Source organism: Jannaschia sp. W003, assembly GCF_025144335.1.
Lineage (GTDB): Bacteria > Pseudomonadota > Alphaproteobacteria > Rhodobacterales > Rhodobacteraceae > Jannaschia.
Genome location: NZ_CP083539.1, coordinates 1434429 through 1450132, shown reverse-complemented (window position 1 = coordinate 1450132; position 15704 = coordinate 1434429). Strand labels below are relative to the sequence as shown.

The window sequence follows — 15704 nt, the reverse complement described above, 5'->3', positions numbered from 1 at the left end:
GCCGCCCCGGGGCGTCAACGGCGCGCGGCTCTAGCGGTCCGCCGACACCGGGATCGGCGCGCCCTCCGGCGCCGGCACCACGATGCCTAGCTCCTCGCGCACGAAGCGCTCGCGCTCGGCAGGTGCGAGGTCCGCGATCTCGTCCTCGAGGCCCGTCATGTCGCCCAAGGGCGCGGCGGCCTGGGCGTCCAGCTCGGCCAAGAGGCGGTAGGAGACGTAGTACTTGAAGATGTTGCGCACGTAGATCGCCGGCTCGCGGCTGACGGCGCGCTGGATCGCCAGCTCCACGTTCTCGAACCACACGTCCGGGTCGAGCCCCATCTCCTCCGCGCGCCTCTGCGCCCGGCGCACGCCGCCCGGCCCGGCGTTGTAGGCCGCGAAGGCCAGCAGCGTGCGGTCGAGGGGGTCCATGTCCGGCGCGTCGAAGAAGGTGTCGCGCAGCCAGCGCAGGTACTTCACGCCCGCGTGGACGTTGTCGTCGAGCCGGTCGATGGCGGGGATGCCCACCACGGGATCGGCGGCGGTGGCGGGCATCACCTGCATCACGCCCACCGCACCCACGTGGGAGCGGCGCGTCTGGTCGAGCTGGCTCTCCTGGTAGGCCTGGGCGATCAGCAGCTCGGGGTCGAACTCGAACTGGGCGGCGTACTTCTCGATCACGGGGCCGACCTCGGCGATGCGCCCGCGGGCCTCGTCGGTGCCGATGTTCTCGATCCAGTCGGCGGTCGACATGTAGCGTTTTAGCACGACGTTGCCGAGCAGCGTGCCCTCCCTCGCCGTCTCCGCAAAGTCGTCCAGCACGGCCAGAAGCTCGGGGTTCGAGGCGCGCACGCTCCAGGCGATGCGGGCCGGCTCCGAGAGGGCGAGGTCCTCGCGCACCACCGTGCCCTCGTAGGCGGTCTGCCAGAACCGGGCCTTGAAGTCCGAGGCGACAGTGGCCGGGATCAGGCCGATCTCCACCATCTCGATCAGGTCGTAGTCGTCGAGGCGCCCGTCCACGAAGCGCAGGTCCAGCGGCGGCTCGCCCGCGGCCTCGCGCTCCGCGTTCAGCCGCAGGGCGCCGCGGGCGTAGCGGCTGTCCTCGGAGAGGTAGACGGGGATGCCGGCGAGGTCGTCCAGCGTCTCGACGCCCTCCACGCCCGCGCCCAGCACGGGCACGTCCACCACGTCCGCGATCAGCGGCCGGGTGTAGGCGAGCGCGGGATCCTCGTCGGCGCGCGAGACGGTGAGGGTGGTGAAGTCGGTCAGCCCCTCGATCACGTTGGCGGCGATCTCGCGGCGCGGCATCGGCGTAGGCACCACCACGGTGGGTGTGGGGCTCGCGCCGGGCTGCGCGGCGAGGAACAGCTCCAGCTCGCGGGCGATCTCCACGGCCACGCCGAGGGCGCGCTCGCCGTCGAAGGCGATCATCAGGGGGTCGGGCGCCACGGCCATGCGCAAGAAGCCGCGGTCCCGCATCCGCTCCAGCCCCCCGGTGCGCGGCTCGAGCACCGCCTCGATCAGAACGTCGCCGTCGAGCGGCGCGGTCTCGGCCAGCAGCGCGGCGGCGAGGGCCTCCAGCCCGTGGGGCGGAATCTCGTAGCCCGGCGCGGGGCGCGGCTCGGGCAGCACGGCGCGCAGGGCGGCGAGGTCGGGGCGGGGCATCATCTGCTGGGCGGTGGCGGGCGGCGGGGCGGTGGCGGCGGCGAGGCTCGCGACGGCGGCGGCGAGAAGGGTCGGGCGAAGCGTCATGGGCGTCTCCCTCGGTTCGGGCACGGACGGCTGCGCAAGGGGCGCGCGCGCCGGTCCGGCCGGGGGTGGGTTCGCCGAGTCAACGTGGTCCCCCGGGGGGCGGGTTCAGCGCCGTGCGGACCAGGAGGGCGCGCATGCGCCTTCCACCGAAGCTCCACGCGGGGGCCGTGCCGGCCTGCTGCAGAGGAAAACGGACGCAGCGTCAGGGACTTGCGCCGGACCCGCCGCGGGCGGTCGGCGCCATGCCGCCGACGGCACCGCGGGACCGTCCTAGTCGGTCACGCCCGCGAACAGGTTGTCGTCGTCGCGCAGGTCCACGCGCTCGTCGGTGGTGGTGCCGTGGTTGATGTCGCGCACCTCCACGGTGCCGTCCTGCCGCCCCGTGACCACCACGTCGGCGATGTCGAGGAACAGGCCGTTCTCGACCACGCCGGGGATCTGGTTGAGCAGGAGCGCGAGCTGGCGCGCCGAGCCGATGCGGCGCAGGTGCAGGTCGAGGATCATGTTGCCCTCGTCGGTGCGGAACGGCGCGTCCTGCGCGAGGCGCAACGTGACGGCGCGGCCGCCGATGTCCTGTCCGATCAGGCTCTCCTCAATCAGCGCCTTCGTGGTCTGCCAGCCGAACGGGATCACCTCGACGGGCAGCGGGAAGGCCCCCAGCGTCTCCACGCGCTTGGCGGGGTCGGCGATCACCACCATCATGTCCGAGGCGGTGGCGACGATCTTCTCCTGCAGGAGCGCCCCGCCCCCGCCCTTGATGAGGTTGAGGTCGTCGTCCACCTCGTCGGCCCCGTCGATCGTCAGGTCGAGCCACTTGGCGTCCTCGAGCGTGGTGATCGGCACGCCGCAGTGCCGCGCGAGGTCGGCGGTGCGCGAAGAGGTGGGCACGCCGGTGACGCGCAGCCCGTCCTCGCGCACGAGCTCGCCGAGGCAGCGCACCATCCACGCGGCGGTGGAGCCGGTGCCGAGGCCCACGCGCATTCCGTCCTGCACGTAGTCCACCGCGCGCCGGGCCGAGACGTACTTCGCCATGTCGATGGGGTTGGGACGTCCCATGTCGTGCTCCTCAGCGGTGTCGGCCCCGTCTTACCCCGGCGCCGCCCCCCTGCCCAGCCCCGCGAGCAGCGCGGGGAGCCGGGCGTGGTCGAGGATCAACAGGCAAGGGCCGCGGCATTCGAGGCGCACCGCGCCCTCGGCGCGGTTCGAGGTGCCCACGCGCCCCGCCGGATCGAGCGCGATGCCCTCGAGCGGCCAGCGCAGACCGGAGGAGCGCGCCCGCACGGGCCCCAGCGGCCAGAGCGACACCCGGTCGCCGGGCTGGAGCGCGAGGTCGATGCGCGGCGGCAGGAGCGCGATGCAGTCGTGCTCGCTCAGGAGGATCGCGGGCGGCGCCGCTCCGCCCCGCTCGGCGAGGTGCGAGAAGGCGGCGAGGGCGTGATCGACGCGCGCCGCAAGGAACCCCACGGCGAGCACGAACGGGGCGTCGAGCCCGCGCAGCGCCTTCGCGAAGTCGGTGCTGTCCTGCTCGGGCACCGGCACGAGGCGGTCCGCGAAGCGGCGCGCGGCCTCGGGCGACAGGCTGTCCATGTCGCCCACCACCCGTTCGGGAACCAGTCCGCGGGCGAGGCAGGCGTCGGCGCCGCCGTCGGCGGCCAAGAGGCGCGGCGCGCGCGTTAACGCGTCCTCAAGGACCGGCGTGGCAAGGGGGGCGCCACCGACGAGGGTCACCGCGTCCCTGCCCCGCCCGTTCATGAACAATTCCGGCAAGATTTCGCCCTTCGTTTCCGCAAATCGTCCCGATCCGGGCACGAATTGTCTTGAATCCTATCGTTAGGTGCGCGGTGAACGTGGTAGACAGACCCCGGGGCTCGGGGAGAAAGCGGTATGACAGCATGACACCCGCGAACAAGATCCTGACGGTTGCCTACGGAACCTTCTCCTGCACGCTGGAAGGCTTCGACGACCCCTTCTCGACCATGACCGACATCGCGGAGTACTTCCGCGATCTGGCCGCCGAGGACCGCTACTTCGGCGCCGAGCCCCCGACCCCAGACATGGCCATGCTGCGCTCCATCGCCGAGGCCCGCGCCAAGCGCCAGGTCGAGGCGCGCCCGAACGAGGGCGGCGAGGGCGTGACCCTGCGCCCCTCCGAGGACGTGGCGCCCGAGCCGGCCGCGGTGGACACCGCGACGCGCATCGCCGCCGAGGCCGCCGAGAGCGCGGCGCCGATGCCGCTGGCCGCGCCGCGCCGCGAGGCCGCGCCCGAAGCCCTGCCGGAGGCCGCCGAGGCGGCGGTCACCGAAGCGCCCGCCGCGGAGCCCGCGGCCCCCGAGGCGGAGCCCGAGGCCGCCGCGGCCGCGGCACGCGCGCCCGAGGTGATCGACCTCGACGCGATCGACGACGCCGAGGACGACGTGGGCGAGGCCGCCTTCACGGCCCCCGCCCGGCGCGCGACCTCGGACGACTCCGTGGCCGCGAAGCTCGCCCGCATCCGCGGCATGGTGGAGGCCGACCGCGCCGAGGGCGCCCGCGAGGCCGCCAGCCTCGCCGCGCGCTTCGAGGACGAGGCGGCGCGCCCCACCTTCCGCATCGACATTCCCGCCGACGAGACCGCCGACATCGACGCCTACGACGAGGACGAGCCGCTCAGCGCGTCGAGCGCAGTGGCCGCGCTCGCGCAGGCCACCGAGGCGGACCGCGCGGAAGCCTCCGAAGCCGTCTCCTCGGGGGCCGTGCCCGAGCATGTCGCCGAGGAAGCCGACGAGATGCCTGCCGGGGATGAGGAAGTGGCATTCAGCGGCGAGGCGGAAGGCGAGGACATGACCGCCGAGGACCGCGAGGCGGATGCCGGCGAGGCGTCGGCCGAGATCGTCGCCGCCGACGGCACGCTCCACGCCGAGCCGGACGGCGAGGCGGAAGCGACGGGCGCCGAAACGGTGGCTGCGGACCTCGCTTACGGCGAAGGCGATGACGGCGCCTATATCGAGGACGCGGCGACCGTCGAAGCGGACGAGATGGCCGCCCCTGCCGATGCCGCGGACCAGGAAGCCGTGGTGGGCATGGACGAGGCGCCCGAACTGGCGTTCGAATATGCGGACGTGGCGCCGGCGGCGCTCGATGGCGACGACGCGCCGGAGGCACACGACGAGGGAGCCGACGCGGTGGGCAAAGCGGACGAGGCCGATGCGGCGCTCGCCGACGACGCTGCTGCGGACGACGCATCGGACGCCCCCATGGACCCGCAGGCTGCCGACGAGGCCGCTGCGGAGACCGAGGCGCTGCCGTACGCCGTGGAGACGGCCGAGGAGGTGGTCGCCGAGGAGCTGTCCGAGGGCGCGACCGACCGGAAGCCCGCCCGCCGCCTGCGCCGCATCCGCATCCGCCGCCTCGGACGCGCGGACCCCGCGCCGATCGCCGCCGCGGACGAGCCGGCCGAGACCGCCACGGCCGCCCCGGAGGCCGAAGCGGACCTGCCGCCGGTCGAGGCCGAGGCCGACGACTTCGCGCGGGACGTTACGCCCGACACGGTTTCCGACCAGCCGGAAACGGCGCCCGCCGCCGAAGCCGACGAGGCGCCTGCGTTCGGAGAATCTGCCTTCGAGGAGCCGATCGCCGAAACGCCCGCCTTCGAGGAGCCGGCTGCCGAGGCGGACGATGCGCCCGCCGCGATGGACGAGGACGAGGACGCCGACCTGCTTGCCGAGCTCGCCCTGATCGCGGCCGAGGGCGACGAGCCCGCCGCCGCGATGGACGCGGCGGACGAGGATCAGGACGAGGACGACCTGCCCGACGACCTCGAGGCGCTGCTGGCCGCGGCCGACGCCGACCCCGTGGGCACCGAGCCCGAGGCGGAGGCCGGCGAGGACGACATCGAGGCCGAGCTTCGTCGCATCGCCGCCGAAAACACCGTGGACGAAGAGGACCGCGAAACGGACGTCGCCGAGGAGGCCGCCGAAGTGGCCGGCCCCGCCGGGGACGACGCCGCGCCGGACGCGCCTGCCACCGACCGCCGCGCGGCCCGCCCCGAGGCCGCCTCGGCCGAGGAGCCCCGGACCGACGGGGGCGAGGCGGCGCAGTCCTCCGACGGCAGCCCCGACCTCGAGCGGCTCTTCGCCGCCACCGACAGCCGCCTGTCGGGCGTGGAGACCAGCCGGGCGCATGCGAACATCTCGCACCTCAAGGCGGCGGTCGCCGCGCGCCGGGCCGACAGCTCGCTCGACCAGCCCCGCGAGGACGACACCGGCGCCTACCGCGCGGACCTCGCGAGCACGGTGCGCCCGCGCCGCGCCTCGCCGCCCGCCGAGGGCGCGGGCCGGACCGAGCGGCCGACCCCGCGCCCCGCGCCGCTGGTGCTGGTCTCGGCGCAGCGGATCGAGGAGGAGCCCACCGCCGCGACGACCGCGGGCGCTCCGAGCGAGAGCGTGCGGCCCCGCCGCGTGCGCCGTGCCATCGAGGCCGACACCGAGGAGCTGGAGATGCTGGCCGCGGTGAACGCGACCGCGGCCGAGGGCACCGCGCAGGGCGGCGCCGCAGACACCGAGTTCGAGGCCTTCGCGGCGCGGCTCGGCGCCGAGGACCTCGCCGAGGTGCTCGAGGCGGCGGCGGCCTACAGCGTGCAGGTGATGGGCGAGGAGAGCTTCTCGCGCCCCCGCCTCCTCCACCTCGCCTCGGAGGCCGACGACACGTTCAGCCGCGAGGACGGGCTGCGCGCCTTCGGCCAGCTCCTGCGCGAGGGCACGATCCGCAAGCAGCGCCGCGGCAGCTTCGTGCTCGACGAGAACTCGCGGTTCCTGGCCGCCGCCACCCGCCGCGCGGGCTGAGAGCCTTACCACGACCGATGGAGCGCCCCCGCAAGGGGGCGTTTGGCGTTCCGGGGACGGCGCGACGCGGCCCCCGGGACCGCCCCGTGGAAGGTCGCTCGTTAGCGCTCGTCCGCCGGGGGCGGCGGCGCGTCTGGATCGGGCTGGCCCACGCCGCGCACCACGGCGCGGAAGGGCAGAATCCACAGCACGCCCAGCACCGCGTAGAGCAGAAGCTCGAGCCAGATCGGGGGGCGGTCGAACCAGCCCACGACAGTGACGGCAACCACCACGTAGAGCGGCAGCCCGACGAAGATCAGCAGGTAGCTCAGTCGCTTGCGGGTCTTGTAGCGCAGGGCCATGGGCGCTCCTCGTCAGTCCTCGAACGGGTCGCGCACCAGAATGGTGTCCTCGCGCTCGGGCGAGGTGGACAGTAGCGCGACCGGGCAGCGCACCAACTCCTCGATGCGCCGCACGTACTTGATGGCCCCGCCCGGCAGGTCGGCCCAGGAGCGCGCGCCTTCCGTGGACTCGCTCCAGCCCTCCATCTCCTCGTAGATCGGCTCGCAGCGGGCCTGCGCCTCGGCGGCGGTGGGCAGGTGGTCCAGCGTCTGGTCGCCCAGCCGGTAGCCGGTGCAGATGCGCAAGCGCTCGAACCCGTCCAGCACGTCGAGCTTGGTCAGCGCGATCCCGTCCACGCCCGAGGTGGCGCAGGTCTGGCGCACGAGGGTGGCGTCGAACCAGCCGCAGCGCCGCTTGCGCCCGGTGGTGGTGCCGAACTCGTGGCCGCGGGTGCCGAGGCGCTCGCCGTCGGCGTCGTGCAGCTCGGTCGGGAACGGCCCCTCGCCGACGCGCGTGGTGTAGGCCTTCACGATGCCCAGCACGAAGTCGATCGCGCCCGGCCCGAGGCCGACCCCAGTGGCCGCCTGACCGGCGATCACGTTCGACGAGGTGACGTAAGGGTAGGTGCCGAAGTCTATGTCGAGCAGAGCGCCTTGGGCCCCCTCGAAGAGGATGCGGCGGCCGGCGCGGCGCGCTTCGTCCATGCGGCGCCAGACGGGGCCGGCGAAGGGCAGGAGGTCGGCGGCGACGGCGCGTAGGCGCGCGAGCAGGTCCTCGCGGTCCACCGGCTCCATGCCCAGCCCGCGGCGCAGGGCGTCGTGGTGCAGCAGCGCGCGGTCGACGCGGGCCTCCAGCGTGGCGGCGTCGGCGAGGTCTGCCACCCGGATCGCGCGGCGGCCCACCTTGTCCTCGTAGGCCGGCCCGATGCCCCGCCCGGTGGTGCCGATCTTCACGTTTCCGGTGGCGGCGGCCTCGCGGGCGCGGTCCAGCTCGCCGTGGAGCGGCAGGATCAGCGGCGTGTTCTCGGCCACCACCAGCGTCTCGGGGGTGATCTCCACGCCCTGCCCGCGCAAGGTGGCGATCTCCTCCATCAGGTGCCACGGGTCGAGAACCACGCCGTTGCCGATCACCGAGAGCTTGCCGCCCCGCACCACGCCCGACGGAAGCGCGTGGAGCTTGTAGACCTTGCCGTCGATCACCAGCGTGTGGCCCGCGTTGTGGCCACCCTGGAAGCGGGCGATCACGTCGGCCCGCTCCGAGAGCCAGTCCACGATCTTGCCCTTGCCCTCGTCGCCCCACTGGGCGCCGACCACCACCACGTTCGCCATGACCCGTATCCCCCGGCTGCGCGGGCGCCCCTCTAGCGCGGGGGGGCGCCCGGCGAAAGGGCGGTCGTCAGGCCGCCATCTTGCGGCATTCCTCCATGCAGCGCTTGCAGGCCTCGGCGCAGGCCCGGCAGTGCTCGTTGTCGTGGCCCGAGCAGATCTCGTGGCACCGCTCGCAGGCCTCGGCGCAGACCTTGGCGTGGGCCGGCGCCATGTCGCTGTTGGCGGCGCACAGGCGCGCGCAGGTGGCGCAGATCAGCATGCAGTCGCGGCAGGCGCGGATGCACGCCTCCATGCCGTCCATCCCGATGCACTTGTCGAGGCAGGTGGCGCAGCGGTTCATGCAGGCGGCGCAGGCTTCGGCGCAGTCGTCCATGGCGATTCTCCTTCGCGTCCAGTGACTTCACCCCAATGCGCGGCACGGCGCGCCCGTTCCGCCCCCGGGCTTGCGGCGCCGCGCCCCGGTCTCTAGACAGCGCGGGTCATTCGGAACCGGAGCGCCGCCTTGGAAAACGTCCTGCTCGTCGTGCACCTGATCCTGGCCCTCGGGCTGATCGGCATCGTGCTGCTGCAGCGCTCCGAGGGGGGCGGGCTCGGCATGGGCGGGGGCGGCGGCGCCATGACCGGGCGCCAGGCGGCCAGCGCGATGACCAAGGTGACCTGGGGCTTCGCGATCGCGTTCCTGGCGACCTCGATCGCGCTCACCATCGTGGCGGGCACGCGGTCCGGCTCGGGCTCGGTGGTGGACCTCTTGCCCCCGCCGGCGGCGGAGGACGGCGGCGTCGCGCTGCCGCCCGTGGGCGAGGGCCTGCTGCCGCCGTCCGCCACCGACGCGCCGCTGACGCCGCCGCGCTCCGAATAGACGCTCACCACGCGGGACGAGGGCCGGGCTTGACCCCGGGGCGCCGGTTGCGGCTCCCCGCGGGGCGGTGCTACGTTCGAATCCCGTGGCTACGGGCCCGGCGCGCGGCGCCGGCCGAAACGCGGGGACTTCCATGGCACGGTTCATCTTCATCACCGGCGGCGTGGTGTCGTCGCTCGGCAAGGGGCTGGCCTCGGCCGCGCTCGGGGCGCTGCTGCAGGCGCGGGGCTACACGGTGCGCCTGCGCAAGCTCGACCCCTACCTGAACGTCGATCCGGGCACGATGAGCCCCTACGAGCACGGCGAAGTCTTCGTGACCGACGACGGCGCCGAGACCGACCTCGACCTCGGCCACTACGAGCGCTTCACCGGCGTCGCCGCCCGTGCGACCGATTCCATCTCCTCGGGGCGGGTCTATTCCAACGTGCTCGAGCGCGAGCGGCGCGGCGACTACCTGGGCAAGACGATCCAGGTGATTCCGCACGTCACCGACGAGATCAAGGACTTCATCCGCATCGGCGAGGACGAGGTCGACTTCATGCTCTGCGAGATCGGCGGCACGGTCGGCGACATCGAAGGCCTGCCGTTCTTCGAGGCGATCCGCCAGTTCGCGCAGGAGAAGGACCCGGGCCAGTGCATCTTCATGCACCTGACGCTCCTTCCCTACATCAAGGCCTCTGGCGAGCTGAAGACCAAGCCCACCCAGCACTCCGTGAAGGAGCTGCGTTCGATCGGGCTGGCGCCTGACATCCTGGTGTGCCGCTCGGAAGGCCCGATCCCGCAGAAGGAGCGCGAGAAGCTGGCCCTCTTCTGCAACGTGCGCCCCGGCGCCGTGGTGGCGGCGCAGGACCTCAAGTCGATCTACGAGGCCCCCCTCGCCTACCATGCGGAAGGCTTGGATCAGGCGGTGCTCGATGCGTTCCGCATCACCCCCGCCCCGCGCCCCAACCTCGACCAGTGGGAGGACGTGGTGGACCGCATCCGCAACACCGACGGCGAGGTGCGGGTGGCGATCGTGGGCAAGTACACGCAGCTCGAGGACGCCTACAAATCCATCGCCGAGGCGCTGACCCACGGCGGCATCGCCAACCGCGTGAAGGTGCGCGCCGAGTGGATCCCCTCGGAGACCTTCGAGCGCGAGGACCCGGGCGCGCATCTGCAGGGCTTCCACGCGATCCTGGTGCCCGGCGGCTTCGGCGAGCGGGGCACCGAAGGCAAGATCCGGGCCGCTCAGTTCGCGCGCGAGAAGAAGGTGCCCTACCTCGGCATCTGCCTCGGCATGCAGATGGCGGTGATCGAGGCGGCGCGGAACACGGCCGAGCTGGCCGATGCGGCCTCCGAGGAGTTCGCGGGCGACGACCCGCGCGCGTTCACGCCCGTGGTCTATCACTTGAAGGAATGGGTGAAGGGCAACGCCAAGGTCACGCGCCAGAAGACCGACGACAAGGGCGGCACCATGCGCCTTGGCTCCTACGACGCCCAGCTCCGGAGCGGGTCCCGGGTGGCCGAGGTCTACGGCGCCACCGCCATCGAGGAGCGCCACCGCCACCGCTACGAGGTGGACATCGCATTCCGCGAGGCGCTGGAGGCGCAGGGCCTGTGCTTCTCGGGCCTCTCGCCCGACGGCCGCCTGCCCGAGATCGTGGAGTGGGCGGACCACCCGTGGTTCATCGGCGTGCAGTTCCACCCGGAGTTGAAGTCCAAGCCCTTCGCGCCGCACCCCCTGTTCCGCGACTTCGTGCGCGCCGCCAAGGAGCAGTCGCGGCTGGTCTAGGCGGCGGGCCGCCGAGCGGCGCAACGCCTTGGAACATCTATGATTCTCCGCGGTTGGGTCAGTCCAACAGGAGGACATCCCCATGGCGAACGAACATCAGACCGAAGGCAAGGGCAAGGATCTTGGCGGCAAGCTGAAGGAAGAGGCCGGCGACCTTCTGGGCAACGACAAGATGAAGCGCGAAGGCCAGGCCGACCAGGTCGAGGGCAAGGTCCAGAAGGGCTACGGCGACGCCAAGGAAAAGCTGAAGGACTGACGCCACGACCGCGCGCCCCGGAGGACCGGGGCGCCCGCGGGTGCCCCCCGCGCCGCTCCGCCGGACGGGACGCGGGGGGACTGATCGAGGCTGCGCCGCACCCCTTCGGGCACGGAAACCGACATGGCGGATTTGCGCGAGCGCCTCGACGTCCGTTCAACCGGTGTTTGCATTCGGCCATTTTCCGCCGATGCTGTCCACCCGTCACCGTGCAACGCCCGGATCGCGCAATTCCCGTTCCGCATGGCGGAATCGGGCACCTCAGCCGTCGGGGAGATAGCGCAGCACCGTCTCGCGCCCGGCCTCCGACGCCATCACCCGGAGCAGTGCGACGTTCAGCGGCTCCAGCAGCGCGGAGCCCTCGGGCAGCGCGAAGGCGATCAGCACCGGATCGAGCCGCGTGGTGGTCAGCGCGAGCTTCGTGCGCTCCGCCTCGCGCCGCAGCGACGGCGCAGCGCCGAGGGCCGCGTCGGCCCGCCCCTCCTCGACCGCCGCCACCGCCGCCTCGGGTCCGTCGTAGAGCACGAAGGCGAGCCCCTGCCGGTCGGCATAGGCCGCAGCGGCGCTGCCCTCGACCACCGCGATGCTGCGGCCCTGCAGGTCCTCGGGCAGGGTCAGGCTTCCGGCGCCCGTGCCCGCCAGCGTGACGATGGTCGCAGTGAGGGCCGCCGACACGGCGAGGCCCATCAGCATCCACAGCATCGCCACCGCGCGCCCCAGCGCCGTGACCGGGGCCTTGTCTCCGTAGCCGATCGTGGTCAGCGTGACGCCCGCCCACCAGAAGCCGTCGCCGAGCCCCTTCGACGCGGACTCCGAGAACATCTCGCCGTTCTTCCTGCGCTCCAGCGCCCAGACCACCGCGCCCACGCCGAGCAGCAGCAGCGAGAGCGACAGGAGGAGGCGCAGGAAGTCCCACGAGGCGAGGCGCGTGAGCACCGAGAGCACGCGGCTCTCGCGCTCCGAGGCGACGCCGAGCGTGGCGGAGTAGATCGGGTGGGTGAGGCTGGCTGCCGCCTCCAGCGCGGGCGAGGCCTCCACCGGCAGCACGACGTCGGCGCCCGCGTTCAAGGCCGTGAGGGCGTCATCCGCAGGCTCCAGCCGGAGCGCCATCCCCATGTCGTCGGCGGCGAGACGCAGGAGGTCCACCGCGATGCCGGTGTGCAGCCCGGCCGCGTCGCGCATGGCGAAGGGCGGCCGGTCCAGCACCGCGACGGACAGGGGCGCCGGGTCCGCGGTCTGCGCGGGGGCGGGAGCGGCGAGGAGGAGGAAGGCGAGCGCGGGGCCGAGGGTGGCGAAGGGGCGGTGCATGGGGCACCAACCCCCCGGGATGCGCCCCCGGTTCCGTCGCGTGTCCCTTCCCGTCGGTGGGATCAGAAGCCGAAGGTGAAGCGGCGGGTCACGCCGATCGAGGCCGAGACCTGATCCTGGTCGAGCACCACCGGGCTGTCGCCCGCGTCGCCGGTCAGCACGTCGTAGCGCACCGTGGCGTCCACGCCCCAGCTGTCCGACAGGCGGTAGCCCGCGCCCAGCTCCACGCCCGCGGAGATCAGGCCGCCCGACGGATCGTAGGTGGCCAGTCCGCTGGTGGCGGATTCGGCCGGGGTGACGCCGAAGTAGGTGTCGGCGTAATCGTCGGTGCCGAACAGGGCACGCGGGCCGGCGCGCAAGGTGAGGCGGTCCGTGGGGCGCGAGAACACGTCGGCCCCCAGCTCGCCCACGAAGGTCTCGTGGCCCGTCACGCCGTAGCGCACGGCGCCGAACACCTCGTAGGAGGGCGCGGCGTAGCGGACGCCCGCCCCCAGCTCGATCGCGGAATCCACCTCGTCGAGGCCCGCGAGCGCCGCGTCGTCCGAGGCCGAGCGCTCGTCCACGAAACGGAACGAGCCGGTCACGCCGAAGCCCTCGGGGCGGTAGAGCGGGTCGGGGTCGCCGAACGACAGCGGCCCGAGGTTCAGGTAGTTCAGCTCCGCGCCGAGGTCGGGGCCGACCTCGTTGCTCTCGGCGCCGAAGTACTTGGGCGTGGACTGCACGCCGCCGCGCAGCGTGAAGCCCAGCGCGGGGCCGCCGGTTCCTTGCGTGGACGGGCCGGTCCGCGCCGCATCCTGGGCGGCGGCGGGCGCAGCGAGCGCCAGGAGGGCAGCGGCGAAGGCGATGGTCTTGGACATGGGGCGGGAACTCGGAGCGTTGGCGTTGCGCGCTTCTGAAGCGTATCACGGAGAGAACCACCCGCAACGCCGCAAGGTTGCCGTGTTTTGCCAGGGAAGGACAAAATCGTTGCCAAAAGGTTACTGGATCGCCCACGGCCGGGTCGACGACCCCGCCGCCTACGAGCGCTACCGGGCCGCCAACGCCGCCCCGCTCACCGCCCACGGGGGCCGTTTCCTCGTGCGCGGCGGCGCGCGCGAGGACGTGGAAGGCGCGGCCAAGCCCCGCACGGTGGTGATCGAGTTCCCCTCCTACGAGGCCGCGCTGGCCTGCTACCGCTCCGACGCCTACCAGCAGGCGGTCGATCTGCGCCGCGGAATCTCCGAGACCGATCTGGTGATCTGCGAGGGCTGGGAAGGCGAGCCGGCCTGATGCCCTCCCCACGGGCGCGAGCGCCGCTAGTTCCCCTCGGAACTCCGACGCCGTAAGAGGCCCGCCATGATCTCCGACCTCCTCCGCCGCCTCGCGGCCCCCGCGCCCGAGCGCCTGCCCGAACCCGACAGCCGCCTCGCCCTCGCCGCCCTCCTGGTGCGCGTCGCCCGCACCGACGGCGACTACGCCGCGGTGGAGCGCCGGCGCATCGACGCCGTGCTCGCCCGCCGCCACGGGCTCGACGCCGAAGGCGCCGCCGCGCTGCGCGCCGAGGCCGAGGCGCTGGAGGCCGAGGCCCCCGACACCGTGCGCTTCACCCGCGCCATCAAGGACGCCGTGGACGTCGAGGAGCGCACGAAGGTGCTCGAGGCGATGTGGGCCGTGGTGCTGGCCGACGGCGAGCGCGACGACGACGAGGACGCGCTGCTGCGCCTCGTGGCCAACCTCCTCGGCGTGACCGACCGCGACTCCGCGCTGGCGCGCCAGCGGGTCGAGCGGGACATCCCGGGGTGATCGCCGCCCTGCCCTGGTATCCCGCCGCCCGCCCCGTGCTGGAGCGGCTGTGGCGGGCGGCCCGGGCGCACCTGGGCTTCGGCCCCGAGTCGCTGTCCTGGCCCGCCGACTGCGCGCGCCACTGGCAGCGGCCCGACATCCTCTTGACCCAGACTTGCGCGCCGGTCTGGCGCCGCCACCTCGTGGGCCGCCTCCACGTGGTCGGTGCCCTCGACTTCGGCGTGGCCGCGCCGGGCCTCTACCGCTCGGCGCTGGTCGCGCGCCTGGATGACCCGCGCCCCGTCGCGGCCCTCGCCCGCGCCGCGGTGAACGACTGGGAGAGCCAGTCGGGCTGGGGCGCGCTCGGCGGCCTGCCGCTCCGCGCCGCCTTCGCCACCGGCAGCCACGAGGCCTCCATGCGCGCCGTGGCGGCCGGCGAGGCCGACGTGGCCGCCATCGATGCGGTGTCCTGGCGCCTCGCGCCGCACCCCCGCCTCGCGGTGCGGGCGTGGACCGCTCCCACCCCGGCACCGCCCCTCCTCACGGGCGATCCGGCGCTGGTGGCGCCGCTGCGCGCGGCCCTCCGCGCGGCGCTGGCGGACCTCGCGGCGTCCGACCGCCGCCGCACCGGCCTGCGCGGGCTGGCGGAGGTTGACGCAGCGTTCACCGCCGCCTCGCCGCCCCTCCCCGCCCCGTTCGGTTGCAAATCCGCGGCGGATGCGGCGTAACTCGCCCGACCCCACCGCAGGACCCCCGTGCCCGAAGCCGCCGTCATCGAAGTCCGAGACCTCCACAAATCCTACGGGGCGCTCGAGGTGCTGCGGGGCGTGGACCTCCGGGCGCCGCAGGGGCAGGTCGTCTCGCTGATCGGCTCGTCGGGCTCCGGCAAGTCCACGCTCCTGCGCTGCGTGAACCTCCTGGAGGACAGCCAGGACGGCGAGGTCCTGTTCGAGGGCGAGCCGGTGCGCTGGCGCGGCAAGGGGCACCACCGCCACCCGGCCGACGCGAAGCAGGTGACGCGCATCCGCACCAACCTCTCGATGGTGTTCCAGCAGTTCAACCTCTGGTCCCACATGACCGTGCTGCAGAACGTCACGGAGGCACCGGTCCACGTGCTCAAGCGCGACCCCGCGGAGGTGGAGGAGCGGGCGCGCCACTACCTCGACAAGGTGGGCATCGGCGACAAGGCGGATGCCTGGCCCGCGCAGCTCTCGGGCGGACAGCAGCAGCGCGCCGCGATCGCCCGCGCGCTGTGCATGGAACCCCGCGCGCTCCTGTTCGACGAGCCGACCTCGGCGCTCGACCCCGAGCTGGAGCAGGAGGTGGTGCGCGTCATCAAGGCGCTGGCCGAGGAGGGACGCACGATGCTCCTGGTCACCCACGACATGGACATGGCCCGGGACTGCTCGGACCACGTGATCTTCCTGCACAAGGGCAGGATCGAGGAGGAGGGCGCGCCCGGCGCGCTGTTCTCGCAACCACGCAGCGAAAGACTGCGGCAATTCCTCAGCGCGACCGCCGCCTGAGGATACCAACGGGAGACCGA

Annotated in this window: 16 protein-coding genes; 8 read left to right on the top strand and 8 right to left on the bottom strand. The window is 73.4% G+C overall.

Features of this window, described 5'->3' with window-relative positions:
* Nucleotides 1–30 precede the first annotated feature (30 nt).
* The 3 genes from K3554_RS07070 to K3554_RS07060 all read right to left on the bottom strand — a co-directional run bounded on the left by K3554_RS07070 (nucleotide 31) and on the right by K3554_RS07060 (nucleotide 3498).
* Nucleotides 31–1731, bottom strand: a complete 1701-nt coding sequence (locus K3554_RS07070) for a transglycosylase SLT domain-containing protein (RefSeq protein ID WP_259945348.1) — start codon at nucleotides 1729–1731, stop codon at nucleotides 31–33.
* 270 nt (nucleotides 1732–2001) lie between these two features.
* Nucleotides 2002–2787, bottom strand: a complete 786-nt coding sequence (rpiA, locus tag K3554_RS07065) for a ribose-5-phosphate isomerase RpiA (RefSeq protein WP_259945346.1) — start codon at nucleotides 2785–2787, stop codon at nucleotides 2002–2004.
* 30 nt (nucleotides 2788–2817) lie between these two features.
* Nucleotides 2818–3498: a thiamine diphosphokinase gene (locus K3554_RS07060; RefSeq protein WP_259945345.1), complete on the bottom strand. Its 681-nt coding sequence runs from the start codon at nucleotides 3496–3498 to the stop codon at nucleotides 2818–2820.
* A 125-nt stretch (nucleotides 3499–3623) separates the two neighbouring features.
* Between K3554_RS07060 and K3554_RS07055 the strand changes: the two genes are divergently transcribed.
* Nucleotides 3624–6551 (top strand): hypothetical protein, encoded by a 2928-nt coding sequence (locus tag K3554_RS07055; protein WP_259945343.1) that lies wholly within the window; start codon nucleotides 3624–3626, stop codon nucleotides 6549–6551.
* Between the two features lie 101 nt (nucleotides 6552–6652).
* Here the strand turns inward: K3554_RS07055 and K3554_RS07050 are convergent, their stop codons facing one another.
* The 3 genes from K3554_RS07050 to K3554_RS07040 form a co-directional block, all read right to left on the bottom strand.
* Entirely contained in the window at nucleotides 6653–6892 is a 240-nt protein-coding gene (locus K3554_RS07050; protein ID WP_259945341.1) for a DUF2842 domain-containing protein, read from the bottom strand.
* A 12-nt stretch (nucleotides 6893–6904) separates the two neighbouring features.
* On the bottom strand, nucleotides 6905–8200 hold the full coding sequence (locus tag K3554_RS07045) for an adenylosuccinate synthase (protein WP_259945338.1): 1296 nt from the start codon (nucleotides 8198–8200) through the stop codon (nucleotides 6905–6907).
* A gap of 67 nt (nucleotides 8201–8267) precedes the next feature.
* Nucleotides 8268–8573: a four-helix bundle copper-binding protein gene (locus K3554_RS07040; protein ID WP_259945336.1), complete on the bottom strand. Its 306-nt coding sequence runs from the start codon at nucleotides 8571–8573 to the stop codon at nucleotides 8268–8270.
* Nucleotides 8574–8702: 129 nt separating this feature from the next.
* Here K3554_RS07040 and secG point away from each other — a divergent pair, with 129 nt between their 5' ends.
* The 3 genes from secG (at nucleotide 8703) to K3554_RS07025 (ending at nucleotide 11089) form a co-directional block, all read left to right on the top strand.
* Nucleotides 8703–9059 carry a preprotein translocase subunit SecG gene (secG, locus tag K3554_RS07035; protein WP_259945334.1) on the top strand — a complete coding sequence of 119 codons (357 nt, stop codon included), beginning with the start codon at nucleotides 8703–8705 and terminating at the stop codon, nucleotides 9057–9059.
* A gap of 133 nt (nucleotides 9060–9192) precedes the next feature.
* On the top strand, nucleotides 9193–10833 hold the full coding sequence (locus tag K3554_RS07030) for a CTP synthase (protein ID WP_259945333.1): 1641 nt from the start codon (nucleotides 9193–9195) through the stop codon (nucleotides 10831–10833).
* Nucleotides 10834–10915: 82 nt separating this feature from the next.
* Nucleotides 10916–11089, top strand: coding sequence for a CsbD family protein (locus K3554_RS07025; RefSeq protein ID WP_259945332.1), 174 nt, complete (start codon nucleotides 10916–10918; stop codon nucleotides 11087–11089).
* A 261-nt stretch (nucleotides 11090–11350) separates the two neighbouring features.
* Here K3554_RS07025 and K3554_RS07020 read toward each other — a convergent pair whose 3' ends face one another.
* Together K3554_RS07020 and K3554_RS07015 are read right to left on the bottom strand one after the other, a co-directional pair.
* The gene (locus tag K3554_RS07020) at nucleotides 11351–12397 is read right to left on the bottom strand and encodes an ion channel (RefSeq protein WP_259945331.1); all 1047 of its coding nucleotides are present in this window, start codon (nucleotides 12395–12397) and stop codon (nucleotides 11351–11353) included.
* Nucleotides 12398–12459: 62 nt separating this feature from the next.
* On the bottom strand, nucleotides 12460–13254 hold the full coding sequence (locus K3554_RS07015) for a MipA/OmpV family protein (RefSeq protein WP_259945330.1): 795 nt from the start codon (nucleotides 13252–13254) through the stop codon (nucleotides 12460–12462).
* A 109-nt stretch (nucleotides 13255–13363) separates the two neighbouring features.
* Between K3554_RS07015 and K3554_RS07010 the strand changes: the two genes are divergently transcribed.
* From K3554_RS07010 to K3554_RS06995, 4 genes are all read left to right on the top strand, one after another.
* Complete coding sequence (locus K3554_RS07010) at nucleotides 13364–13666, top strand: DUF1330 domain-containing protein (RefSeq protein WP_259945328.1); 303 nt, start codon at nucleotides 13364–13366, stop codon at nucleotides 13664–13666.
* A 66-nt stretch (nucleotides 13667–13732) separates the two neighbouring features.
* Nucleotides 13733–14179, top strand: coding sequence for a TerB family tellurite resistance protein (locus tag K3554_RS07005; protein WP_259945325.1), 447 nt, complete (start codon nucleotides 13733–13735; stop codon nucleotides 14177–14179).
* Nucleotides 14176–14886, top strand: coding sequence for a PhnD/SsuA/transferrin family substrate-binding protein (locus K3554_RS07000; protein WP_259945322.1), 711 nt, complete (start codon nucleotides 14176–14178; stop codon nucleotides 14884–14886). Before K3554_RS07005 ends, K3554_RS07000 begins: the two co-directional genes overlap by 4 nt.
* Before the next feature lie 27 nt (nucleotides 14887–14913).
* Nucleotides 14914–15684 (top strand): amino acid ABC transporter ATP-binding protein, encoded by a 771-nt coding sequence (locus K3554_RS06995; protein WP_311200382.1) that lies wholly within the window; start codon nucleotides 14914–14916, stop codon nucleotides 15682–15684.
* Nucleotides 15685–15704 lie beyond the last annotated feature (20 nt).